21 protein-coding genes, 1 pseudogene and 1 riboswitch are annotated in these 25,776 nt (G+C 36.6%); of the genes and pseudogenes, 3 read left to right on the top strand and 19 right to left on the bottom strand.

What is annotated here, in order from left to right; all coding sequences use genetic code 11:
* Nucleotides 1–73: 73 nt before the first annotated feature.
* Together EPL02_RS19690 and EPL02_RS19695 are read right to left on the bottom strand one after the other, a co-directional pair.
* On the bottom strand, nucleotides 74–1,612 hold the full coding sequence (locus tag EPL02_RS19690; RefSeq protein WP_025907832.1) for a bifunctional GNAT family N-acetyltransferase/carbon-nitrogen hydrolase family protein: 1,539 nt from the start codon (nucleotides 1,610–1,612) through the stop codon (nucleotides 74–76).
* A 126-nt stretch (nucleotides 1,613–1,738) separates the two neighbouring features.
* A complete protein-coding gene (locus EPL02_RS19695) occupies nucleotides 1,739–2,140 on the bottom strand; it encodes a DUF5365 family protein (RefSeq protein WP_094912657.1) in 402 nt (133 codons plus the stop codon).
* A 151-nt stretch (nucleotides 2,141–2,291) separates the two neighbouring features.
* On the opposite strand from EPL02_RS19695, the gene EPL02_RS19700 reads away from it, so the two are divergent.
* Nucleotides 2,292–3,197 (top strand): RluA family pseudouridine synthase, encoded by a 906-nt coding sequence (locus EPL02_RS19700; RefSeq protein WP_131888546.1) that lies wholly within the window; start codon nucleotides 2,292–2,294, stop codon nucleotides 3,195–3,197.
* Nucleotides 3,198–3,340: 143 nt separating this feature from the next.
* Nucleotides 3,341–4,531, top strand: coding sequence for a dicarboxylate/amino acid:cation symporter (locus tag EPL02_RS19705; RefSeq protein ID WP_094912655.1), 1,191 nt, complete (start codon nucleotides 3,341–3,343; stop codon nucleotides 4,529–4,531).
* Nucleotides 4,532–4,576: 45 nt separating this feature from the next.
* On the opposite strand, the gene EPL02_RS21400 is transcribed toward EPL02_RS19705, so the two are convergent.
* From EPL02_RS21400 to EPL02_RS19760, 12 genes and pseudogenes are all read right to left on the bottom strand, one after another.
* Entirely contained in the window at nucleotides 4,577–5,545 is a 969-nt protein-coding gene (locus EPL02_RS21400) for a methyl-accepting chemotaxis protein (RefSeq protein WP_483295842.1), read from the bottom strand.
* Nucleotides 5,540–6,598: pseudogene (locus EPL02_RS21405) on the bottom strand (cache domain-containing protein); the annotation flags it as partial. The pseudogene EPL02_RS21405 and the gene EPL02_RS21400, both read right to left, overlap by 6 nt.
* A 154-nt stretch (nucleotides 6,599–6,752) precedes the next feature.
* Nucleotides 6,753–7,628: a cation diffusion facilitator family transporter gene (locus EPL02_RS19715; RefSeq protein ID WP_094912653.1), complete on the bottom strand. Its 876-nt coding sequence runs from the start codon at nucleotides 7,626–7,628 to the stop codon at nucleotides 6,753–6,755.
* 395 nt (nucleotides 7,629–8,023) lie between these two features.
* Nucleotides 8,024–8,752, bottom strand: a complete 729-nt coding sequence (locus EPL02_RS19720; RefSeq protein WP_094912652.1) for a glycerophosphodiester phosphodiesterase — start codon at nucleotides 8,750–8,752, stop codon at nucleotides 8,024–8,026.
* A 68-nt stretch (nucleotides 8,753–8,820) separates the two neighbouring features.
* Nucleotides 8,821–10,161: an ABC transporter substrate-binding protein gene (locus tag EPL02_RS19725; protein WP_094912651.1), complete on the bottom strand. Its 1,341-nt coding sequence runs from the start codon at nucleotides 10,159–10,161 to the stop codon at nucleotides 8,821–8,823.
* A gap of 13 nt (nucleotides 10,162–10,174) precedes the next feature.
* Entirely contained in the window at nucleotides 10,175–10,987 is an 813-nt protein-coding gene (locus EPL02_RS19730; RefSeq protein ID WP_094912650.1) for a carbohydrate ABC transporter permease, read from the bottom strand.
* Complete coding sequence (locus tag EPL02_RS19735; RefSeq protein ID WP_131888548.1) at nucleotides 10,984–11,913, bottom strand: carbohydrate ABC transporter permease; 930 nt, start codon at nucleotides 11,911–11,913, stop codon at nucleotides 10,984–10,986. Before EPL02_RS19735 ends, EPL02_RS19730 begins: the two co-directional genes overlap by 4 nt.
* Nucleotides 11,910–13,031 (bottom strand): ABC transporter ATP-binding protein, encoded by a 1,122-nt coding sequence (locus EPL02_RS19740; RefSeq protein ID WP_094912648.1) that lies wholly within the window; start codon nucleotides 13,029–13,031, stop codon nucleotides 11,910–11,912. Before EPL02_RS19740 ends, EPL02_RS19735 begins: the two co-directional genes overlap by 4 nt.
* Nucleotides 13,032–13,068: 37 nt before the next feature.
* On the bottom strand, nucleotides 13,069–13,611 hold the full coding sequence (locus tag EPL02_RS19745; RefSeq protein ID WP_434223160.1) for a glycerol-3-phosphate responsive antiterminator: 543 nt from the start codon (nucleotides 13,609–13,611) through the stop codon (nucleotides 13,069–13,071).
* A 288-nt stretch (nucleotides 13,612–13,899) separates the two neighbouring features.
* Nucleotides 13,900–14,898 carry a biotin synthase BioB gene (gene bioB / locus EPL02_RS19750; protein WP_094912646.1) on the bottom strand — a complete coding sequence of 333 codons (999 nt, stop codon included), beginning with the start codon at nucleotides 14,896–14,898 and terminating at the stop codon, nucleotides 13,900–13,902.
* Nucleotides 14,899–15,051: 153 nt separating this feature from the next.
* Nucleotides 15,052–16,602, bottom strand: coding sequence for a hypothetical protein (locus tag EPL02_RS19755; RefSeq protein ID WP_094912645.1), 1,551 nt, complete (start codon nucleotides 16,600–16,602; stop codon nucleotides 15,052–15,054).
* Nucleotides 16,603–16,766: 164 nt separating this feature from the next.
* Entirely contained in the window at nucleotides 16,767–18,179 is a 1,413-nt protein-coding gene (locus EPL02_RS19760; protein ID WP_131888550.1) for a sigma-54 interaction domain-containing protein, read from the bottom strand.
* A gap of 315 nt (nucleotides 18,180–18,494) precedes the next feature.
* Between EPL02_RS19760 and EPL02_RS19765 the strand changes: the two genes are divergently transcribed.
* Nucleotides 18,495–19,943, top strand: coding sequence for a GntP family permease (locus tag EPL02_RS19765; RefSeq protein ID WP_131888551.1), 1,449 nt, complete (start codon nucleotides 18,495–18,497; stop codon nucleotides 19,941–19,943).
* Between the two features lie 88 nt (nucleotides 19,944–20,031).
* Here the strand turns inward: EPL02_RS19765 and EPL02_RS19770 are convergent, their stop codons facing one another.
* The 5 genes from EPL02_RS19770 to EPL02_RS19790 all read right to left on the bottom strand — a co-directional run bounded on the left by EPL02_RS19770 (nucleotide 20,032) and on the right by EPL02_RS19790 (nucleotide 25,633).
* Entirely contained in the window at nucleotides 20,032–20,832 is an 801-nt protein-coding gene (locus EPL02_RS19770) for an EcsC family protein (RefSeq protein WP_131888552.1), read from the bottom strand.
* A gap of 62 nt (nucleotides 20,833–20,894) precedes the next feature.
* Nucleotides 20,895–21,494: a DedA family protein gene (locus tag EPL02_RS19775; protein ID WP_094912641.1), complete on the bottom strand. Its 600-nt coding sequence runs from the start codon at nucleotides 21,492–21,494 to the stop codon at nucleotides 20,895–20,897.
* Nucleotides 21,495–21,682: 188 nt separating this feature from the next.
* Nucleotides 21,683–22,714 (bottom strand): sporulation integral membrane protein YtvI, encoded by a 1,032-nt coding sequence (gene ytvI, locus EPL02_RS19780; protein WP_094912640.1) that lies wholly within the window; start codon nucleotides 22,712–22,714, stop codon nucleotides 21,683–21,685.
* Nucleotides 22,715–22,950: 236 nt separating this feature from the next.
* Nucleotides 22,951–24,231 carry a glutamate/proton symporter GltT gene (locus EPL02_RS19785; protein ID WP_131888553.1) on the bottom strand — a complete coding sequence of 427 codons (1,281 nt, stop codon included), beginning with the start codon at nucleotides 24,229–24,231 and terminating at the stop codon, nucleotides 22,951–22,953.
* A gap of 97 nt (nucleotides 24,232–24,328) precedes the next feature.
* A riboswitch (cyclic di-AMP (ydaO/yuaA leader) is annotated at nucleotides 24,329–24,475 on the bottom strand.
* Nucleotides 24,476–24,808: 333 nt separating this feature from the next.
* On the bottom strand, nucleotides 24,809–25,633 hold the full coding sequence (locus EPL02_RS19790) for an undecaprenyl-diphosphate phosphatase (RefSeq protein ID WP_094912638.1): 825 nt from the start codon (nucleotides 25,631–25,633) through the stop codon (nucleotides 24,809–24,811).
* Nucleotides 25,634–25,776 lie beyond the last annotated feature (143 nt).

Consider the following 25,776-nt stretch of genomic DNA (forward strand, 5'->3'; position numbering starts at 1 on the left):
GTTTATTTATTTCTTTATATTATGACAAAAGATGAGTAAAAAAACACCATGCATTTGCATGGTGTAAAATAATTTATTTTTTATATTTAATATTATAGACGTCATGTCTACGATCTTTTAACTGACGAACCGTTCCCGATTGGCGCTGCCTGCGTAAAATCTCAAGGTCAACATCGCCAATCACAACCATCTCAATATTTGGATTACATTCCCCTACAATACCATCCCTTGCGAATTCAAAGTCGGAAGGGGCAAAAATGGCTGACTGTGCATATTGAATATCCATATTTTCTGTTTCTGGTAAATTTCCTACTGTTCCTGCAATTACGGTGTAAATTTGGTTTTCCACAGCGCGTGCCTGAGAGCAATAGCGAACGCGTAAATAACCTTGACGATCTTCTGTACAGAAAGGTGTAAAGATAATGTTAGCCCCTTTATCTGTTGCAATTCGTGCCAGTTCAGGAAATTCGATGTCATAACAAATTTGGATGGCAATTTTCCCACAATCTGTATCAAATACTTCTACATCATTTCCTGGACTAATTCCCCACCATTTGCGTTCATTTGGTGTAATATGCACTTTATACTGCTTTTCAATTGTTCCATCTCTGCGGAATAAGTACGCAATGTTAAAGATATCGCCGTCATCTTCTTCCACAAAGTGTGAACCGCCAATAATGTTTACGTTATATTTTACAGCTAACCCTGTGAAGAGCTCAATGTATTCTTCTGTGTACTCTGTAAGGCGTTGAATAGCTTTACTTGGAATTTGCTCATCTAAAAATGACATAAGCTGCGTCGTAAATATCTCTGGGAATACACAAAAGTCTGCTTTCGCATCGTACGCAACGTCCGTATAGTATTCCACTTGAGTAGCAAACTCTTCAAATGAATTGATTTGCTTCATCATATACTGCACAACGCAGATTCGCACTGGGAATGATGTTTTGAAATGGCGTTTTGAACGTCGCACATAGTCTACGTTATTCCATTCCATGAGCGTTGCATATTTATTAGAAGCTAAATCATCTGGGAGGTAGCCAGGATTGATTCGCATCAAAGTAAAACCGTTCATTAATTGAAATGATAAAACAGGATCATAAATTTTATGGTGAATTACCTGTTCTACATATTCACGAGGAGACATTTCTCCTGAATGTTTATGATAATTAGGAATGCGCCCACCAATGATAATACTTTTTAAGTTCAGTTCACGTGCTAAGTCTTGGCGCGCTTCATAGAGTCGTCGCCCAATTTTCATCCCACGATAATTTGGATGAACCATCACTTCAATTCCATATAGGTTATACCCTTCTGGATTATGATTTGTGATATATCCTTCATCTGTAATATCATCCCACGTATGCTGGTCATCATACTCATCAAAGTTGACAATCAAACTTGAACATGAACCAATAATCTCTCCATCAAACTCTGCACAAATTTGACCTTCTGGAAAGATTTCAAGATGACTTTCTAACTGCTCACGCTTCCACGGCTCCATTCCTGGGAATGATAGTTTTTGAAGTGCTAATATTGCATCTATATCAGAGTGTTTAATGTTTCGTATAATCATTTTCTTTTCGAACTTAGACAAATCTATTGTTGACATATTTACCAACCCTCTTTCGCACATAACTGAAAATTTAGTTTCCCTTTTTTTCATTATATTAAACAAAATTAAAAATTCTAACTATTTAACAACCTAAAAAAAGGAACACCCAGCGGATGCTCCTTTTTAATGATAATATTCAGTTTGAGATGAGTGTTGTGAATAAGATACAAGTAAGTTCTCTCGTTCAAAAAGTTCAATAGATAAAGGAAAAACAAACCCAAATTTACTAAGTATTCTCACATTTTTACCGAATCGATCACGATCACTCTTTTTAATTGGACGATGTTGAATGGATTCAACTAAAGCGATAACTGTTTGCAAACTACTAATGACTTGCAATGCTTCATCAAGTAATCCATTATATAATGGGTTAGACTCATCATGATGACCAAGTAAATAATGGCTATGAATATGCTGTAGTCGTTCATCTGATACATATTGAGGTAATAAATCGTATAGAAGTTGCTCTGTTAATTCTTCTATGTAATGTTCCATCTCAGCTGGAGCTGCACATGCAATTTTCAACGTTGCCCCTCCTTTTATAAAACAAGTTTATATACGTAGGATAACATAAATAAAAACAAAGAAGATAAGGTAGTTATTTCCTCCTAAAAAAAGGAACTTCCGCACTTGTTGAAATCTACCATAATTCATGAAAGAAAAGGATGAGATAAGCGTGAATGTAAAAAGTGAATGGGTAACAATTCCCATTACTAAACAAGACAGTCAATTAACAATTGAAGACTATTTAAAAGAAAAATGGCATCTTTCTAAAAAAACGCTGCATTTATTTCGAATGAATAAAAGCATCAAAATAAATGGAGAAACCTTACCATGGAAATATGTGCTACAAGAAGGAGATAAAGCTGACCTTCACCTTTACAGCCCGGAAGAGCATACAATTAAGCCGTATCCACTACCGCTTGAAATTTTGTATGAAGACCCTCATGTGTTAATTATAAATAAACCACAGGGCTTGGATACACATCCTTCATCTCCTGAAGATACTAAGACGCTGTTAAATGCTGTTGCTTATTATTTCTCTACACAAGGTTTATACACAAAACCTCGACACGTTCATCGGCTTGACCGCGATACGTCAGGAGCTATTTTATTTACCAAACACCATGTTGCTAGTTCTGTATTTGATCAGATGCTGGCACATAGACAAATTAAGCGTTCATACGTTGCTCTTGTACACGGCCTATTTGCTAAAAAACAAGGAACAATTTCAGAACCGATTGGGAAAGACCGCCATCACTCTACAAGGAGAAGAGTCTCAAAATCCGGTCAAGCTGCAGTTACTCACTTTCAAGTGTTGAGACAAAACAAGTCAAAAAATGAGGCGCTCGTCTCACTTATGCTTGAAAGTGGACGCACCCATCAAATTCGTGTGCATTTAAGCTATATCGGCCATCCTTTAATCGGCGATACCTTGTATGGCGGACGTAAACAAAGCGGTCAACAACAAGCTTTACATGCCTTTAAATTAGCCTTTTGGCATCCATTTACACACGAAGATATTTGCGTAACAGCAAAAACCGACCAGGTTTCGTTAATTCCATACAATCAGTATTTTTAAAGACAAACAGCTTCTTTCTCCACGCTTAGTGTTGGAGCGAAGCTGTTTTTTATTTACTCTGAACAAAATTTCCTCTTAACATTTCGTCCCTCTTTCTGTATAATACATTCTTAGAAAACATTTGTACTTCACAGGAGGACATCATGAAGAAAATTGGGCTTTTACCACGGATTATCTTGGCTATTTTTGCCGGTGTTGTAATCGGAAGCTTTATGCCAGGATGGTTTGTTCGCATATTTGCTACGTTCAATGAAATATTTGGAAACTTTTTAGAATTTGCAATTCCTCTCATTATTATTGCATTCATTGCTCCAGGAATCGGAGAAATTGGAAAGGGAGCAGGAAAATATTTAGGATTAACAACTGCTCTAGCTTATGGATCTACAGCAATAGCTGGATTATTAGCTTATCTTGTTGCGCATAATTTATATCCGGTTATGTTGAATAACTCTATTCAATCTTCTGCATTTGAAAATCCTGAGAAAGCATTACTAAAACCTTTCTTAGAACTTCAAATTCCTGCTCCAATGGAAGTGATGACAGCACTTGTATTAGCTTTTACTCTCGGACTAGGCATGGCAGCTATTAAAAATGATTCATTAAAAAAAGTAATGATTGATTTTCGTTCGGTTGTGGAACTACTGATTGGTAAGGTTATTATCCCTTTACTACCAATTCACATTTTAGGGATTTTTGCCAACATGACACAAGGTGGTCAAGTGCAGACCATTATGAGCGTTTTTGCAAAAGTATTTGTGATGATTTTGATTCTTCACTTTGTTATTTTACTTGTTCAATACAGCGTTTCCGGCACGTTAGTTAAGAAAAATCCGCTTGCTTTATTAAAAAATATGATGCCCGCTTACTTTACAGCACTGGGCACACAGTCATCTGCTTCAACAATTCCCGTTACAATGGAACGTGCCAAAAAGAATGGGGTACGTGATAAAGTAGCTGATTTCTCAATTCCATTACTGGCTACTATTCATTTATCAGGAAGCACTATTACTATTGTTTCATGTGCAATGGCTGTACTGTACATCAACGGTACCGAAGTAGCATTTGGAACGGTCTTACCTTTTATTTTGATGTTGGGAATTACTATGATTGCCGCACCAGGTGTACCCGGGGGTGGCGTTATGGCTTCTTTAGGCTTACTGCAAACGATGCTAGGTTTTGATGCAACGATGACTTCTCTCATGATTGCGCTATATATGGCTCAAGACAGCTTTGGAACGGCGTGTAACGTAACAGGAGACGGAGCAATTTCACAATTAGTTGATCGCTTTACTTCTAAAAAATCCAAAGCTGAATCCATTCAAAAAGCTAGCTAAATTCAATACTAAGAAGCACAGCCTGAGGCTGTGCTTCTTAACTATTTATTCTCCTTTTATGTCCTCTTCAATCTTAAACTGATGAATCATTTTCATTAGCTCTTCACTTAGCTCTTGCAGGTGTTCAGCAGATTCAGATACAGTCGAAATAGCTCGGATTTGCTCTTCAGTCGATGCAGTAATTTCTTCTGTTCCTGCAGCCGACTGTTGCGCGATGGCTGCAATGCTTTGAATCGATGCTACTACACCATCTTTATGAGTATCAATTTCCTGCATATTGTTCATCACATCTTGAATAGATGTAACGACCTGTTCAATATTTTGGGCGATATCACGAAATGATTGCTCTGTATCCGCTACGGCTCCTTCTTGCGCTACTGATAGCTCTCTTGTATGGTCAAATTCTTGACGAGCCATGGCAACTTCTTTTTGAATGCTGGCAATTGTTAAACGAACCTTCTCTGTTGCAGTAGATGACTGTTCAGCCAACTTACGTACTTCTTCTGCTACTACTGCAAACCCTTTTCCGTGTTCTCCTGCTCTAGCAGCTTCAATGCTGGCATTTAACGCAAGTAAGTTTGTTTGATCTGAAATATCATTAATTGTATGAATAACATATTCAATCTCTTGCATCTTATCTGTCAACTCATTAATAACAACTTGAACTGATTCAATCGTTTTAGCAGACTGATTCGTTTGTTCACGCAGTGACTGCACTTGATGTAAACCATGCGTATTTGCTTGAATCGCTTCACTCGTTAACGTATTAATTTTGGTATTTTTATCAATTACCTGCTCAATTTGGGCTGATAAACTCATCGTTTTATGATTAGTTGAATCAGCATCAGAAGCCTGCTGCGTTGCGCCGCTTGCAATTTCATGAATGGCTCTTCCAATCTCTTCACTAGATGCTGTTGCTTCTTCTGATACTGCACTTAAATTTTCCACAGAAACCTTGACTGTTTCCACAGATTCTTGAACAGCTGCAATCAATTGGCGATTGCGCCCTACCATCACGTTAAACAAGTTGGTTAGTTGACCAATTTCATCTTTAGATTTGGTTTGGATATGAACCGTTAAATCTCCCTCTGCCACTTTTGCCACTTCTTCTTTTAATCGAACAATTGGCTTTGTCATGCTTTTTGAAATAAAGAAGATTAGGAGAATTGATAATAAAATCCCAACGGCTGCGATAGTCATAATGATACGAAAGATTTCCTTAGCGCTACTAAGCATATTATCGTAAATAAAGGCATTTCCTATTTTCCACCCTGTATCTTCAATTGTCTCAAAGGCTAGAACTCGATCCTCTCCTTTGTATTTATAATGAAGAAAGTCTTTATCTTTTGCATAAACGTCATCCATAAACGCTTCTTTTTGCAACTCATTGCCTGTTGCGGTTGGATGAACGAGAACAAGACCTTGCTGATCAAATAAAAAAGCGTAACCATCATAATTCACTTGAGCTTTTGCTACCATAGAATTTAAAGCATCTAACTCTAAATCGATTGCTAGTACCCCTAGACGTTGATTTGTTTGAGGATCTTCGATTGTTTTAGCAATAGTTACTACCGTCTTTCCAGTAGATGCATCTTCATACGGTTCTGTATAAATAACTTCTCCAGGACTTTCAACTGCTTGTTTATACCAAGGTCTAGCAGTTGGGTCATATTCTGCGTCATATTCTAACGTCGGAACCGTGTACATTCCTTTATTTTCAGTTCCAATATATTGGAGGGCCATATTTGGATATTTTTCGCTTACTTGCTGAAATTCCCTTTGTACCGTTTGCCAGCTAAAGTAGCTGTCTTTTTGTGGCTCTTTTTCTTCTTTTAGAAAGTTAACCAGTACGTCGTTTTCACTATACTCAGCTACTTTACGACTATACATTTTCAAATAAGTATCGATATTTGTTTTGAGCTCTCCCACGAGCGTTTGTGATTGTACCTGCACATCGTGTTCAATTTGCTTTTTCGTAAATTGATAAACAATTCCTGAAACAAGCAATAATAAGATGATGATAATCGATGTGAAGAATAGAATCATTTTGGTGCTTAATTTTTTCATACTCTCACCTTTCTACATTACATTCATTAATTCACTGTCCTCTTTTATAACGGATACTTATCTGAAAATGTGAAGAGTTTTCAAGTACTTTTTTCTAACAATCTACTTCTGATAAAAGAAAAAAGAGTGTTTTCCCTAAAGAAAAACACTCTTTTCACGTTAACTTTCTTGATACATCCGGCTCAATATGTACCAGCGTATCTTTAATTTGATACTCATCGCTCATCATATGTTCTATTTTATCAGCAATTTGATGGCTGTTAATGACGTCTAAATAGGGGTCAACCTTTACCGTTACATCTAAAACAACGTGATTGCCTAGCATTCTGGCTTTCACATCGTGAACTTCGTTTACGCCGTTAACTTCAGAAATAACTTCTTTATAATGCAATAACTGCTCTTGGTCAAACCCGTCCGTCAAGGAATGCGTCGCTTCCTTAAAGATTTCTACAGCAGTTTTACAAATGATTAATCCAACAATAATAGCTGCAACCAAGTCGATCCAAGGTAATCCAAACTGAGAGCCAACAATTCCAATAACAGCGCCAATGCTGACTAATGCATCTGATAGATTATCTTTTGCTACGGCTCGAAGCGACTGACTGTTTAGCTTATTAGCAAGCTTAATGTTATAACGATAAACCAAAAACATAATAGCTGCGGCAGCCAACCCTACCCATGCAGCTAATAGATTAGGAGCTTCTACTTCTTTTAAAAAGATAGATTGTCCTGCATCAGCAAGAACTTGCAAACCAATAACCATCATAATAAACGATGCGATTAAAGAAGCGATATGCTCTGCACGCGAATGGCCATATGGATGATCGTGGTCTCGAGGCTTCTGAGAGATTTTCAATCCAACTAATACAGCAATTGAAGCGATAATATCCGTTACGTTATTTAAACCATCCGCTTTTAAAGCCGATGAACCTGCAATAAATGCAATAACTAATTTACAAATTGATAATGTAATATATGAGACAATGCTAACCCATGCACCTTTTTGAGCTTGTTCATAATAATTTTCCACACTGTTCGCAACCTTTCTCAACAAAATGAGCAAAACTAGTGTACCAAACGAGTTTCGTGTGGGTCTATAGAAACATTGTTGACTCTTAACACGTAAATAGAGCCTATTAAACTATTTAGTTTTATGGAAAAGAAGTTGTATTTGTACAACTTGAAAAGAGGCTAGGCTATGACTAAATGATTCTGTCTCCAAGACGAGTCATGATGTTTTTAAAATAGTTAGTTTGTAAGAAACCATTGGTTCTATCGCGCTACAGACACTGTCCCCTATTCCACTAATTTCTTAACTTATTTTTCAAGCCAACAAAAATATCCGAACCACCAAAAGGATTTACCTCTCAACAATTCGGACATCTCATTAACTGAAATAGTTAGTTTACGGCCTTTTTCATTCACTTACATTCTTTTATTTATTTCCAAGTCATCAGTCATAATAACATCTACGCCTTCATTCATCAGTTGAAGAAACAAGTGCTTGTCGTTAACCGTATATACGCGAAGCTCTAATCCAGCTGCCTTCGCTCTTTTTGCTTCTGCTGAAAACGCATATTCAGCTTCACAGTGAAGGCCACTTGCCTGAATGGTCAAAGCTTTTTCAACTGCTTTGTTATCAATTCCTTCAAAGAGAAATCCTAGTGAAATATGTGGATGTATATCCCTAACTTTTATCAAGCTTTTGTAGTTAAAAGATGAGATAATGACTTGGTTTCCAAGCTCATACTCTTCTATAAGCTCTAGCACCTTTTCTTCCAGACCTTCATACGCTATCACATCATTTTTCAGCTCAATATTAAGGGTTAGCACACTCTTTGTACTAACTATCCATTCAAACACATCTCGAAGCGTAGGGATAGCCTCCTGATGAAACGCCTTATGAAACCAAGTTCCGGCATCAAATAAAATAATTTGCTTTAAGAAAAAGTCTTGAACATAGCCGATGCCATTAGTAGTTCGATTTATTTCTTCATCATGAATAACAACGACTTCTCCATCTTTTGTTAGCTGTACGTCTAGTTCAATACCACTTACATTTCTCTTCCTAGCTTCTTCAAATGCTCTCATCGTATTTTCTGGAAATTTGCTACTAAACCCTCTATGGGCATAAACCTTTGTTTTTTGACTCATACCGACTCCCCTTATTATGTAGAATAAAAGCCCGCTTACCTTTTCCTAAACGGGCCTTATATCATTTTTTATTTTTGATTCGCTGCTTCAAGAGAACGATTAGTCTCTTCCGCTGCTCGATTTAAGGCTTCTTGTGGTTTCACACCTTGATATAAACTTTCCATCCCCGATACAATTTTCTGACGAGATTCTGGGAAAACAGAAATTAGCGCACCTTGTGTTGCTGGAGACGGCTTTGTCTGGCTCAATTGGTCAACCGTTACTTTCAATTGAGGATATTTCTCCCATTCTTTCTTTACAATATCTTGCTCATATGCTTTAGGATTAATAGCAAAATAGCCTGTTTCTACATGCCATTTTGCCTGAGCTTCAGGTGTTGCAAGATATTTCATGAAATCCCATGTTGCCTTTTGTGTTTCTTCACTAATCCCGTTAGACATCCAAAGTGAAGCACCTCCAATGATAACCCCTTGGCGATCTTCTTCTTTTGGAACTGGTAAATAGGCCACTCCTACTTCAAATGGAGCATTATCAATCAACGTTTTGACACCTGCGGATGAATCTAAAAACATAGCAACTTTCTTTGATTGAAACGCTGCTCGAATATCATCCCAATTTTGTCCTACATTGTAGAATGTACCATCATTATACATATCTGAAATAAGATTGAACGCGTTCAATCCTTCTTTTCCATTGAAGACTGCTTTTTCAGCATTACCGCTGCGGCCATTTTCATTATCAACATATAACCCACCTTGAGCAGCTACCAACTCTTCAAAAAACCAACCATAATTTAAAATAGAGAATCCGTACTGCGTTGTTTGATTTCCTTTTTTCTTTGTTAATTTTTCCGCTGCTTTTTGTAGCTCATCGTAAGTCGTTGGTGCTTTTTCGGGATCTAACCCAGCTTCTTTAAATGCGTCTTTATTATAAACAAGGACGGGAGTTGACGAGTTAAAAGGCATTGAGTACTGTTCACCGTCTACTTGATAATAACTTGAAATATTTTGTTCCCACTGAGAGGTATCATAGTTTTCTTCATCAATAAACTTTTGAACAGGTTGAACCTTTCCACTATCAATCATATATTTTGTTCCTACTTCAAATGTTTGCATAACAGAAGGCGCATCTTTTGTGCCTGCTACCGTATTAAATTTTGTTAATGCCTCTTCATATGTTCCCTGAAACATCGGCTTTACTTCTACTTCATCCTGTGACTTATTGTAATCATCTACCATTGTATTTAACACTTTTTCTAAATCACCGCTCATAGCATGCCAAAAGACGACTTCTGTTTTACCATCTTCTGTTTTCTTTGTCTCCTGCACTTCAGAACCACTACTCGAATTTGAACACGCTGCAACAAGCATTAACATACAAGCACTCAGTATCGCTAACCATTTTTTCATCATTGTCACTCCCTTATTTAATTGCACCTTGTGTGAGACCTTTTTGAAGTCGTTTTTGTCCTAAGAATAGAAGTAATAATGTCGGTAAAATCACTACAACAACCGCTGCCATCACCACCCCCCAATCCGTCGAAATTTCTTGAGTTTGCATCTGTTTCAAACCAATTTGTACTGTTCGTGCCTCTTCAGTGTTGGTAACAAGAAGTGGCCACAAGTACATGTTCCAAGTCGTTAAAAAACTATAGACTCCTAATGTAACCAGGCTTGTCTTTGAAACTGGTAGTACAACATTCCAAAAGAAGCGGAAGCGACTAATTCCTGCAACCTGAGAAGCTTCATAAAGTTCATGAGGAATCGTTTTAAACTGCTGACGTAACAAAAATGTTCCAAATGCTAAAGCAAAGAACGGGATAGTCAAGCTGAGATGACTGTTCAGCCAACCAAGCTTTTGAATTGTTAAAAAGTTTGGAACCATCGTTGCTTCCCAAGGAATCATCATTGTAGAGATAAAGAGAAAGAACAGTGCCTCTCTTCCTTTAAATGAGATAAATACAAAAGCAAAAGCTGCAAGGCTAGAAACAATTATTTGTCCAAGCATAACGGAAATAGACACAACGAAACTGTTAAGCAAATAATGCAACAGCGGTACTCGCTCAAAAGCCGCTCGATAGTTCTCAAACGTAAACGAAGTTGGTAAAAGATTTCCTTCTAACACCTGTGCTCCCGTCATAAAGCTGATGGAAAAGGCGTATAAAATAGGAAATACGATAATAAAAGTTGAGGTAATCAATAGGGTGTATGTGATAAACTTTCTTGTTTTACTCATTGATAGTGAACCTTCCTCTCGCCTAGTTTGAATTGAAGGATGGTTAAAATCAGAATACAGAAAAATAAGATAACCGCTTGTGCACTGGCAGAGCCCACATTGTAATTAATAAACGCATCTTTATAGATAGAGTAAACAATTACATTTGTAGAATCTGTCGGACCACCTTTTGTTAAAATGTCGATTTGACCAAAGGTCTGAAATGCGTTAATAAACGAAACAGTAATGATAAAAAATAGTGTTGGAGATAGCATAGGAATCGTTATTTTTCTTAGCTGATACCAATAGCTCACACCTGCAATCTGCGCATTTTCATAAAGCTTTTCATCAATATTTTGTAAACCTCCAAGCAAGATTAAAAAAGTAAAACCAACGTTCATCCAAACTGTTGAAATGGATACCGCAATGAGCGCAAACTTTGGATCAAGCAGCCATTGAACTCCTTGGATCCCTACCGTATTGAGGACTTTATTTATAATACCGATAGCAGGATTATACATAAACATCCAAATAACTGATGATGCGGCTACGCTCATACCCATTGTGGATGAAAACATCGTACGGAAAAAGCCGATTCCTTTTAACTTTTCATTAGCAATTAAAGCCAAAAATAAAGCGAGAGTAATTCCAATAGGTACCGTGTATAAAACAAATAAAAAAGTAGCTTTCATACTTTGCAAGAAATTAGGATTCGATAGTAAATTCACAAAATTATCTACCCCGACAAATCGTAAGGGCACACCTTGACTATCCGTGATAAATAGACTTAAATACAGCGTGCGAAGCATAGGATAAAAGAGGAACACGCTAAATAAAAGGATAGAAGGCAATAAGTAAGTCAAACCTTCCAGCATTGATGAACGTTTGTTAGACACAAGCTTCGGTTTTATCGCCTCAGCATTCGATAACTTCGGGATAGCACTCATGCTAACTCCTCCTCAACCGTGTGTGACGTAATATGCTTTGTGTCTTGATGCACGCATTCACCGGTTTCAGAATGAAATAAAAAGATATCTTTTGAATCAATATAAAGCGGAATCTCATCACCAACAGCAATATTCCATTGACCATTCCATTTAGCAATCCATTGTTCGCTTGAACCGACTGTAAAAGTGATCAGCGTTTCTGTTCCTAAGATCTCTACGTTTATAACCTTTACTAAAAGGCTCGGTTCCTCCCCTTTTGCCAACTTCACTTTTTCTGGCCTTACGCCAACAATTAAATCCTTATGTTCCGTCATTAATTCGATAGACATAGGGTATGAAAGTGACTGACCTTGTTCAAAAATAAGCTGATGTGAATGCACTTGTACGGTTGCTAAATTCATAGGAGGCCCGCCAATAAATGAAGCAACGAACGTATTGGTAGGTGAATTATAAATATCTAAGGGCTTCCCTACCTGTTGGATATGCCCACCGTTTAAAATCATCATGCGATCTGCCATTGTCATCGCTTCTGTTTGATCATGAGTTACATAAATCATTGTGATGCCTAACTTACGCTGAAGCTGCCGAATTTCTGACCTCATTTTGGCACGAAGCTTCGCATCTAGGTTTGATAATGGCTCATCCATTAAACATATGGGTGCCTGCGTCACAATTGCTCGTGCTAGAGCAACACGCTGACGCTGTCCACCAGAAAGCTGTTTTGGCTTACGATTCAAAAGTTGGTCAAGACCCAAAAGCTCAGCAGCTTCATGACAGCGCTCTCTTTGCTCTATTTTAGAAATTTTCTTTGTGTGCAAGCCAAAGGTAATGTTTTGCTCTACCGTTAAGTGCGGATATAATGCATAATTTTGAAATACCATTGATAAGTTTCGCTGGCTCGGTAACAAGCGATTTGCTTTTTCTGTTCCAATAAACAAGTTGCCTTCTGTAATGTCTTCAAGTCCAGCAATCATTCGAAGCATCGTGCTTTTTCCACATCCAGACGGGCCAACTAATACAAAGAATTCTCCTGCTTCAATCGTGACGTTAATGTCGCTGATCACATTTGTTTTTTGATCATACGATTTTTTGAAATTTTGTAACTGTACTCTTTTCATATCATCACTCCCTTTTTTACTTTACGGACAAAGATAATTATTCATGACTATTTTGTGCCTTCCACAACCAATTTTTACCTGTAGATACAGCTACTGCTCCACTCTGTAATGCTTGATCAATATGTTGTTGGTTTTGAATTAATCCCCCTGTAATAAGGGGACAAGATGTTTTCAATTTTAACTTTTCAATCATTTCGGGTATTAAAGCTGGCATAACTTCAAGAGCATCTGGCTGAATTTCTTCAACTACTTTCAATCCGTTTGCTACCGCATCTGTGTCCACTAAAAACAAACGCTGAATAGCAATCAATCCTTCTTTTTTTGCAAGTTGGATTAGGGAACTCTTTGTGGTTACAATCCCCGTAGGCTTCACGAATTTCGCAATAAATTTTAGCCCTTCCTTGTCATAGCTAATTCCCTTGATTTTCTCAAGGTGCAAAAATACAAAGCGGTCATGTTTCTTAAGTAGCTCCACGTACTTTTTAATGACGCTAATGTTACCAGTAAGAAGAAAAGCTACTTTTACATCTGATTCTAAAAAGAGTTCTAGACTCTTGGGTGTTTTAACAGATGCAATCATTCGATCTCGATTTAGATAAAATTGAAATTCACTTACTATATTCACGCTTACAATCACCTCAGATAGAGTAAACAAAAAAGCCATAAAAAAACGGATAGATCTTTCATTCTATTGTTTTTTTATGGCTTCTCTTATTCATAACCAATTATCTATTCACTTGTCTTTCACAGTTATTATCTTAGCTCGTCCATATAAAGGAACTGTGAAGAAAGTGTATAGTTTTGTAAAGAGGGAGTAGATGTTTTGTAAACAAAAAAAGAGCGATTACAAAAATGTAATCGCCGCTTGTTATAGTGCACACTCTTCAATTTCAAACCCTAAGTCTTCGATAATCTGCCAATCCGACGTCGGTTCTTGTCCTTCTGTTGTTAGATAGTCTCCAACAAAGATAGAATTAGCAGCAAATAATCCTAGTGGCTGTAATGAACGAAGGTTGATTTCTCGTCCACCCGAAATGCGAATTTCCTTTGTCGGATTGACAAATCGCATCATGGCTAAAATCTTTAAACACTGCATCGGTGTAAGAGATTTTTGGTTCTCTAATGGTGTGCCTGGTACTGCAACTAAGAAGTTACAAGGAATAGAATCTGCATCTAATCTATTTATCTCAAAAGCTATATCTACTCGCTGCTCGTCCGTTTCACCCATTCCAAAAATAGCACCGGAACAAGGAGATAATCCCGCTTGTTTTGACTTTTGCACCGTATCAACCCGATCTTCATAACCATGTGTAGAACAAATTTCATCATAATGATCAGCATGTGTATTCAAGTTATGGTTGTAACGATGTACGCCTGCATCTACTAGTCTGGAAGCCTGATCATCATTCAAAAAGCCTAGACAGGCACAAATTTTCAAGTTCGTTTCTTCACGAATCTGTTTCACAGCACCAATAACGTGTTCTACTTCTCTATCGGTTGGACGACGCCCTGACGCCACAATACAGTATGTACCCGCTTTCCGGCGCTTTGCTTCAAACGCACCTTCAACAATTTTTTCTTGCGTTAACCAAGCATACTTATCAATCGGAGCCTCTGAAATAATAGACTGTGAACAGTAACCACAATCTTCCGGACAAAGTCCCGACTTTGTATTAATAATCATATTTAACTTTACTTTCCGTCCATAGTAGTGGTGTCTAATTTGATAAGCAGCATTCATAATGCTTAAAATTTGTTCATCTGGAATAGCTAATATTTGTTGGGCTTCTTCTTTTGTTAATACATATCCCTCTTCAATAATCTGAGTAGCCAGCTTGCCCCAATCTTTTATATAGGTTGCTTTCACGGCAATTCCCTCCCTCTAAATATGTTAATCTATATGAAATAAAAGTTAACATTTTCCATAGATAAATGTCAACAAAATATTATAATAAGTTTACACTTAGGTGATTATAAAAAAAGCAGGTACCTTTAAAAGTTACCTGCAAAACTACCTTATTTATAAATCCCTTCTAACTAGTTGAATAACGCCAGACTTTGGGCATCTGAATGTATGAAATCCTGAACTTAGAGCTTGATTTTCATTATGAACCACTTTCCCTAAGCAGTTAACTATCCTTACTTGCCATGTTCCAGCTGTTAACTTTACAATTATCGTCTCTTCTTCCGACCCGTTCACAATCGTACATAAGTGATTATCTTTCTTTAACTGAATAGCAGTAGAGTCATAGCGCACTACTAAGCTTTCATGCTCATGTTCTACGCTCATGGCCGCATTCATCTGAGCTGAGGTAGCTCTTATCTTTTTAACGTTTAGAAGGTTGCAGTGATCCTTCCAAAATGTAATCCAATAGGATAGTAGCTGTGAGTGTTCATAGCTTAAATGTTTTAAGCTAATACTAACATGCGGCACCGCAAATAATGTGTTAATAAAATAGAGCGAGGCATTTTCTACGCTTTCGTTTTCATGCCATTGAATAATCGGTGATTGAATGGACTGATTGGGATACAAATGCCGCAAGTTTTTTATATGTAGTCGTTCTGTTGCTCGATCACTCATCATGAAAGAAGAGGGAAAACTATAATGAGGCGATTGATTATTAACCACAAAGCAGCCAACCTCTAAAACTTGCCTTCCTTTTTGAAGGCTTGTAATATGCTGTAGTAAACGATAAACCATATGTTCCGTGTCGTCACAATCAGAACTCGCTTGTACTCGAATCTCTATTCGATCAAACTTCCACTTATCTAAGAGTTGTTGCATATGAGCTAAAATATGTCGTCTCCTCGTACTAAACTGTTCATTGGTGAGATAAACAGACAATGTGTAGTCTAACTCCATTTGATGAATGTACGCAATATGCTTTTGAATGGCCGTATCTTGTTCTCTGTCTTCTAACAGACCTTTTACTAGTTCATACGAGACCTCAGCAACAATTCGTTCAAAACCAAGCTGTCTAGCTATATATACATTTTCTTCAATTTCTTGGATTTCTGAAGGAAAGGAATCTGTACATACATAGGTGGGTGAAGATACATGTTTTTTTAAAAAGTGAGCAAACACATTTCCTTTAGTTTCATGCCATTCTTTTAGCTCTACTAGAGACTGTTCATATGGAATATCTCGCGTGTCGATGCGAATTTCGCACTCATATTCTTCATTATTAAAAGGTATTTCCACCTGAAAGCTGAAGTTCATTTCCATTTTCTCTTGATTAAAAGTCATAAAAAGAGCAACATGTCTTGATGTATCTGAACAGGTTACACTATAACGATTTTCACCTCGATCATTATAAAAGCTATTAAGGTGTGGTAGTTTCCTCATACTCTGGTCATCAAAACGTATACGAGACTGATTAAATAACCAACAGCCATGAATATCCGTACATGGATTTGTCCATTCTAACGATAATTTTGCCCCTGTAGCCGCATGATTATTTTTTACCTTTACTTTTACCAAATGAATACCGTTTTCATTTGTTTCATCTAATAGAACATGCATGGTTGGTGATTTAATAACTTGAAAGTCCAAATATTGTTTTACAGCCATTTTCTTACCACCTTTTTGTAAGCGTATACAATCTATTCCATTACTTTTTTATTAGTTTTATTTTATGTGTAAAATTACTTTCCCTCAATGGTAAATAACTAACGAAATAAAAGTACTTTTTTGCTTTAAACAAAACAAGCATGATACTTATGCGCATCATGCTTTTAATCAATTCCATATCGCTTACATTTATCGTAAAAGCTTGTTTTACCAATTTCTAAAAGCTTAGCCGCTTGCTGTTTATTTCCATCCGTACTTTTTAAAGCTTTCTCTATTGCTTCTTTTTCCGCTCGCGCCACCACATCTTTTAATGGTTGCACATTAGCGTTTTCTACTGTCACCAAGCTATTGATTTCGTGTTTTATATCTTGGTTGTGTCCTTCTAGATCTTGAAGATATAAAGGTAAGTGAGATAAGAGAATCGTTTGACCATCTAAGATATTAACAGCTCTTTCCAAAACATTTTCTAACTCGCGTATATTGCCAGGCCACGAATGTTTTTGTAATTGCTTTAACACCTCATTTGATAATTCAAGATTATGGCGATGAAAATGCTGTTCTAGCTTTTTTAACAGTACGTAAGCAATTTGAGATAGATCTTCTTTTCGCTCACGAAGAGGTGGGATATCTACTTTAATAACATTTAAGCGATAATATAAATCTTCTCGAAACTCACCCTTTTCGACCATTTCTTCTAAGTTACGATGGGTAGCGGCAATAATTCGTACATCAATATCAATGGTTTTTTGTCCGCCAACTCTTTCAAGCTCTTTTTCTTGCACAACACGCAGCAGCTTACTTTGCATTTGTAGGGGCATATCACCTACTTCATCTAAAAAAAGCGTACCTCTATGAGCCAACTCAAATTTTCCTTTTTTTCCTCCTCTACGCGCACCTGTAAATGCACCTTCTTCATATCCAAATAGTTCAGATTCTAAGAGCTGCTCTGGAATGGATGCACAATTTACTCGAACAAATGGAAAAAAGCACCTGGAGCTCGCTTGATGAATCGCGTGAGCAAATAACTCTTTTCCAGTCCCAGATTCTCCTAATAGTAGTACCACTGACTTACTGTTGGCTACTCGCTCGGCTAATTGTTTAGCAAAAAGAAATTGTTTATTATCTCCGATAAGATCTTGAAAACTATATTTACTCTCTGACTCGTGTTCAAGCTTTTTCTTATAATAATTAAGTTCTTCTAATAGAGGCTGTACTTTTTCAGAATAAGCTAGCCAATCTTTAGCATTCCGAAACATTACCGTTCCTACAGCTCCAACCAATTCATTGTCTACATATAAAGGATATCTGTTTGCAATCATTTCATTCCCTCTAATAAAATGAATGCTAGCTACTTCTGATTGACCTGTTTGAGTAACAATATGCATTCTCGAGTTTTCAATTACTTCTTGAACAGAGCTTCCAATTGCTTGTTCAACTGTCGTATGTAAAAACTCACAGTAAGCTTTATTTATATAAAGGATTTCCCCCTGAACATTTACTACAACAATCCATTCTGTTGCTACATTTAAAATCTCTTCAAACCATTTATCAGGAATTCGATTTTTATGAGCCACCATCTTTCCTCCTATGTACACACTTCTATTACCTATTATACCAAACTCTCCTTATGCAATTGCTTTTATTCCGGAAAAACGGATTTTTCCGGAATTTTGGAAGTAACACTCTTTTTTATTCCGTTTTTACGGAAATGCCAATTACATTTCTCCATATTTCTATTCAAGAATCCCGATTTTGTTTATCTTTGTCTAATTTTTAGAAGTTGGCACGAATCTTGCAATTATATTCATTTAAGTAAACGCTTACATTTTTTGTGTAAAAAGGAGGATTATATTGGTTCGATAAAGTAAAGAACGCTATAGGGGGGATTTGAAATGGAACTAGTTATTATCCTTTTATCACTTAGTCTTTTAATGTTTGTCGCATATCGTGGATTTTCAGTTATTCTATTTGCGCCAATCTGTGCACTTTTTGCTGTTGTACTAACTGAGCCAAGTTACGTGTTGCCTTTTTTCTCAAATATTTTCATGGAAAAAATGGTAGGGTTTATTAAGCTGTATTTTCCAGTTTTCTTATTAGGTGCGATTTTTGGTAAAGTCGTTGAAATGTCAGGATTGGCTGAAACCATTGCTAAAACAATTGTACAAGTTGTTGGTGCAAAACGAGCAATTTTAGCCATTGTCATTATGGGAGCAATTTTAACCTATAGTGGAGTTAGCTTATTTGTTGTTGTGTTTGCTATTTATCCATTTGCAGCTAATCTATTTCGCGAAGCAAACATTCCTAAAAGACTTATTCCAGGAACGATTGCATTAGGTGCTTTCACTTTTACAATGGATGCTTTGCCAGGTACTCCACAAATTCAAAACGTTATTCCAACTACTTTCTTTAAAACAGATATTTATGCTGCACCAATGCTAGGTATCATTGGCGCTATCTTTGTTTTTTTTGTTGGGCTAAAATATTTAGAAGGTCGCCGTAAAAAAGCAGAAGCTGCTGGTGAAGGTTATTATGGCTTTGGCCACGAAACCGCGGCTGCGGCTGAGAAGTTAGAAAATGATATAACAATAGGAGAAGAAGAAACAAGTACGAAAAATGAAAAACCAACCATGTCTCGTCAAATCCTAGCGTTTGTACCTCTAATTCTAGTAGGAGTTATGAATAAAGTATTTACAATGGCTCTGCCTGTTTGGTATCCAAATGGTTTTGATTTTGCTGCCATTGGTCTTGAATCCTTTGGAAAAGTTGAGCTTTCATCTGTACTTGCTATTTGGTCGGTTCAAATGGCTCTAGTAGTAGGAATTATTGCAACACTGCTATATGATTGGAAAAAAGTAAAAGTAAACTTTCAAGCAGGTCTTAATACAAGTATCAGCGGCGCGTTGTTAGCTTCCATGAACACAGGTGCTGAATATGGTTTTGGAGGCGTTATTGCTGCTCTTCCAGGGTTCGGTGTTATTAGTAAAGGAATTTCCGAGACATTTACAAACCCACTTGTTAACGGTGCTGTAACAACAACAACATTGGCTGGTATAACAGGATCTGCATCAGGAGGAATGGGCATTGCTTTAAGCGCTATGTCTGAAAAATACTTAGCAGCAATCAATCAATTCAATATACCACCTGAAGTAATGCACCGCGTTATTTCAATGGCATCAGGTGGTATGGATACACTTCCACATAACGGTGCTGTTATTACGCTTCTTGCAGTAACTGGCTTAACGCATCGTCAAGCGTATCGAGATATTTTCGCTATTACAATTATTAAGACGTTAGCAGTTTTTGTAATCATTGCACTTTACACATTCTTCGGTATTGTATAAACAAAGAAGCATCCTTTCTATAAAGCAAGGGTGCTTCTTTGTCGACATATTTCCCTAGAAATAATGTTATTTCGCAGGAAATGTCTTATTATGACTCTTGTAAATTCTTTTCTTGCTCTAATCGTTCTAAGATGCGGCGTTTACGATAAAGCATAGTCCCTATTTCTCCAATGTCTCCAATCGCCTGCTTATTCACATAAGCACCGAAAATCATACCTGCTATAGGAATCATTTGAAAAAGCTTTTTCCATCCCCAGTTGTCTCGATAAGTTGTAAATACCTCTCTCCAACCTTGAAGCTGCGATAAGCTTTGTGCGCGTTTACCTTCTGCCAATTCTTCTAAAATTGCTTGTTTACCAACAATATCAGAAGATGAGAATTGCATACACTTTACCATAAAGACGCGTTCTTCTTGCTTTGTTGGATCATAACCATAAGCAACAGCAACCTCTTGCAGAGTTTTAAGTGTTAAACCTAAGACAAATGGAACATCAATAGCCAAAGTGAAAATACCACCGATGCCTGTTGTGGCGCCTTGGATTTGAGCATTTTTTTGACGTGTTTCTACAAAAGCATTTGCTAATTCATCCATCTCTTGAATAGATAGCTGCTGAATGTCTGTTAATGTTAACTCTTTTTCTTCTAAGCGCTTAGATGCCTTTTCTAACGTAGCGGACGTATTTGCTAAATATTGTCCACCATTATCAATGTATTTAGCAACTTCATCAAGGAGCTTTTCTATTTTTGCATGAATAAATTTAGGCGTTACTTTATCAAGAGCCGCAAAGGGTAAGCGAAGCAGCTTCTCCCAAAAAAACAAGCCTTTTTGACCTTTTTCCCACTTTTCAATCTTTTTTAGCTCCTTTGCTAGCTGTTCCCGTGTCTCCACACACATTCCCCTTTCTATATAAAGCGCCCAGACAAATAATGTACTGGACGCTTTCGTTCTTCTTATGCCTTTTGCTTCTTTTTCACATATTTAAATATAAAAAACACAACGATGATAATTAACAGACCAATTCCAATCGGTTGCATATATTGAGAAACAATCGGTCCAACATCTTCCCATTTTGGACCTAACTTATAACCAAGATACACATAAAGAGCCGTAATTGGCAGCATCGCTACAAACGTATAAATTGAGAACTGCCAAACGTTCATTTTTGCCATTCCACAAGGAAGCGAGATAGCTGTACGTACGCCAGGAATAAAGCGTCCAAAGAAAGCTACTCCTGCTCCATATTTATCAAAGAACCGATCAGCTGCATCGATTTCCTTCTCTTTCACTAGAAAGTACTTTCCATATTTTAAAACAAGAGGACGTCCGCCATAGCGACCAAGAGCGTAAAGCGTTAATGGTCCAAACACTCCTCCAATTGTTCCTGCTAAAATAGCTAAATAAAGGTTCATATCACCTTGATATACCCAATATCCCACAAGTGGCAAAACAAGCTCTGCTGGGACAAACTCAAACGTTAGCGCTAAGATAACCCCGAAATATGAAAGCTGCTTAAGCGCTTCTACTAATGACAAAACAACTGTTTCTAACAAACGACTTCCTCCTCAGTTAACTGATTACTCTATGACAAAACATGATATTTTAAAGCTTCACAAGTCATAATTGTATATTAATCCCCTGTAATTGAAAAGTAAAAAAAGAACGAATGCTGTCAATCTAAGTAATTTACGATTTCTTCTCTAAAAAGTTTCAATAAAAATAGACACTAGATAGCTAGTGCCTAAATTTTAAAGTTAATTTGGATGACTCCAACTTTCCGAAGCGCATCATATAAGATGACAAGAGCTGGACCTAGGAATAGTCCAATAAACCCTAATAGTTTAAATCCTATATATAAGCTGATTAACGCAGCTAAAGGAGAAATCCCCATATTTGTTGAGAATACTTTCGGCTCTACAACTCGTCGAACAACCGTAATGACTCCAAATAAAATAAATAGGCCGATTGCCAGTGAATCTTGACCTTGAGTTAAAGCAAATATTCCCCATGGGACTAGAACAGAACCTGTTCCTAAGATTGGTAGAATATCAACAATAACAATTAACAGGCTCAATAAAGCTGTGTATGGTACATTTAATAACCATAGCCCAACATAAGCCATCACAAATGTTAAAAGACTCAATACAATCTGAGCTTTAATAAATCCAACACCAGCTTGCATCAGCTGCGTAATAACAATTTTTGTTTTATATTTCGTTTCATCTGTTAAGAACGATTTTATTTTCTCTTTAATATTTGGTAACTCTAAACTAATGAACACTAAAGCAACTAAATAAATTAGAAATTCCAACAAGAAGCCTGGAACTGTTGCAGCAAAGCTAATAATTAACTCAACGGTTCCCTTTAATAGTGTATCCAACGAATTAATAGTGCTTTCAATTGCATTTTCAATAGATGAAATGACTTCTGTAGGAAGAGCATTTGAATAATATTTCCACTTAATAATATTAGGATAAATTGTCGTTTCGTAAAGCTCTTTTACAAAAGAAGGCGTGACTTTTGAGAGAGCTACTACTTGCGTTACAATTGTACGAATAATAAAGAAACCAATCAATGTTATGGATACAACATATAATAAAAACGCTACTAATACAGCATAGATTCGATTAAACTTCAAAGAGTGCTGCAACTTTTGAATAAGGCCTTCTAGAACAATTGCCGTTAACAAAGCAAAGACAATTGGTAAGCTATAAGGAATTAAAAAACAAGCTGCAATAATTGATACAATAATTGCTATGCGCTTCTTCCACATATGTAAATGCCTCCCACGCTTTCTTCCTAAATTCACTCACATGCCCTATACTAGAGCAGGCTCAGCTTGTTTATTTAAAAACATACCTGTTGTTACATATTATAATTATAGGTTTAATTTCTTTATTAATAAAGAACTAATCAAAAAATTATCAAAAAAGCTACTTACCTGTTCATAAAAATAGAACCAGTAAGTAGCCTTATGCATTAAGCATTATTACGAGATTACAAGCTGCATTAGCTAGCTACTTTAGCCGCTTTCGCCTCTTTCATCACTTCATTAGCTTTTATAGGGTTGTACTTGCCTTCAGACTTAGACATAACAATTCCTGCAATTGTGTTACCCATTAAGTTTACAACGGTACGAGCCATATCCATAATTCGATCCACACCAGCAATGAATGCCAGACCTTCTGCCGGAATTCCAATCGTACCTAACGTTGCTAATAATACAACAAATGATGTTCCTGGAACGGCTGCCATCCCTTTTGAAGTAACCATAAGCACTAAGATTAGCGTTAGCTGTTCCACAATTGTTAAGTCAATTCCATAAACCTGTGCCAAGAAAATAGCGGCAATTGCTTGATACAGCACAGATCCATCTAAGTTAAACGTATAACCAATTGGGATGACAAACGATACAATAGCTTTTGGACATCCCATTTTTTCTAATTTGCCCATAATACGAGGTAATACCGTTTCTGAACTTGATGTACTATATGCTAACAGTAATTCATCTTTTAAATAACGCATTAATGTAAAGATATTTACGCCAGCCCATTTCGCAACCGCTCCTAAAACCACAATTAAGAAGAATAGTAAACCAGCGTGAACTAGAATAACAAGTTTCGCTAGAGACATTAATGATTCTAAACCAAACTTAGAAACAGTTACACCAATCAGAGCAAAGACCCCGATAGGAGCAACTTTCATCACCATATTAACAACATGGAACATCGCATGTGAAACACCATCAAAGAAATTTAAAACCGGCTTTCCACGTTCTCCTATTGCTGCCACTCCTAATCCAAACAGCACGGAGAAGAAAATAATTGCTAACATGTCACCTTCTACTAGTGATTGGAAGAAGTTCGTAGGAACAATATGAAGGAACGTTTCTGCAACAGATTTCTCACTTTGTTCTTCACTTGTCTCTACGTACTGGTTAATATCAGTCTTTTGTGCAGATTCAATATCAACTCCTACACCTGGTTGAAAAGCATTAGCCAATAAAACGCCTATAATGATTGCAAACGTTGTGATGACTTCAAAGTAGATGATAGTCTTAGCGCCTAATCGACCTACTTGCTTGCCGTTACCAGCGCCTGCAATACCAACAATTAAGCTTGAGATAACAATTGGAATAACAATCATTTTAATCAGGCGTAAGAATAAGTCGCCCAGAGGTTGTAAATACGTTGCTACTCTTGGATCATTAAACCAAATAACACCAACTAAAATACCTAAAATTAAACCAACAAAAATTTGTGTTGCCATGCCAAACCGCAATTTTTTCATATATGCTCTCCTCTCTGTTGTAAAGCGATTGTATTTTTCTGAAAACTACAAAAAAAGACCATTCTTAAAGAAAGAATGGTCAACAAAAAGACGATGTTCTTTCTCTCAATAAGCAGACGAGGTTAACTGTCGGATTCGGGTTTGAGAGTACCCTACTTTCACTTAGGAAAGATTCACCCCAAGGCATATGATATACCAAATTTGTGGTTCCCCCGCTCTAATTTAGATTAAGCTTCTTATTAAATTATTTTTCTAAAATATTATACAGAATTAATGTTTTATTCAATAAGAATAATTTATCTGTTTTTCGAAAGCTTGTCAATTTATTTTTATGACTCAAAACTTTTTAACTATATAAATACCAAAATATAAACAAGAGCTAGGACATTACGAAATAATTCCTTCTCAAGGGAGAATCATGACTATTCTAAATAAGTTACGTTGAAAGGACATGTTGGTGCCACTACTTTTTTAAACTTATTTTCCTGATTAACAAAAAATCCGAGGCATTGAGAGTTAACTCTCAATGCCTCGGATTTGTCATACTCTTTGGTATCATAGCCTCTTCTCATGATACTTAAAAGAATACAAGATAAATAGCAACTGCTAATACAATACGATAAATAGCAAAAGGTACCAATTTTATTCGATTAATTAATTTTAAGAAAAAGCGAATTGAAACAAGTGCTACGATGAAAGCACTAATAAAACCAGCAATGAAAAAAGGCAATGCATCAATTGTGAAATACTGCCAATTTTTGATTAATGATAACCCACTAGCTCCTGCCATAATAGGAACAGCCATAATAAAAGTAAAGTCAGAAGCTGCTCGGTGGCTCATACCCAAAAGTACCCCACCTGAAATCGTAGCACCAGAGCGTGAAAACCCTGGCCATAGAGCGATACATTGAAATAATCCAACACCAATTGCTTGACGATAAGTCATTTGATCTACTGTTTCAGTTTTTGGAATTCTTGAAGCAAAGCGGTCCGCAATAATCATTAAGATGGCTCCTGCAATTAAGCTTACTAATACAGTTTTTAATGAAAATAAATACTCATCAATAAAATCTTCAAATAAAAAACCTAGTACAGCAGCTGGAAGCAAACCAACGATAACTTGAGAAAGCTTTAAACGATTTGTTATCTGTGCATATTGCTCGCTTTTACGATTTAGTCCAAGTAAATTAATAAAACGCTCTCTGAATAAAACAACGACAGCTAAAATTGAACCTAATTGAATAACAATTTTAAACGTATTGGCAACTTCTGGTGAAAACAATTCTTTTGAGTTCAACCATAAGTCATCTACAATAATCATGTGTCCGGTCGATGATACAGGAGCGAATTCAGTTAACCCCTCTACAATTCCCAAAATAATTGCAACAATAATTTCCCACATTTTTACTCTACCTTTCAAGATTACATAATTTTTTCATCTTCATAGCAAACGTAAATATTCGCTCTTTATCATAATTGTTTGCTGATAAAAATACAATCTTTATTTAAAGAACAAAAAAAAGCCCCAATTGGGCTTTTTCTATT

This window comes from Bacillus sp. CBEL-1 (assembly GCF_004348885.1).
Lineage (GTDB): Bacteria > Bacillota > Bacilli > Bacillales > Bacillaceae_H > Priestia > Priestia aryabhattai_A.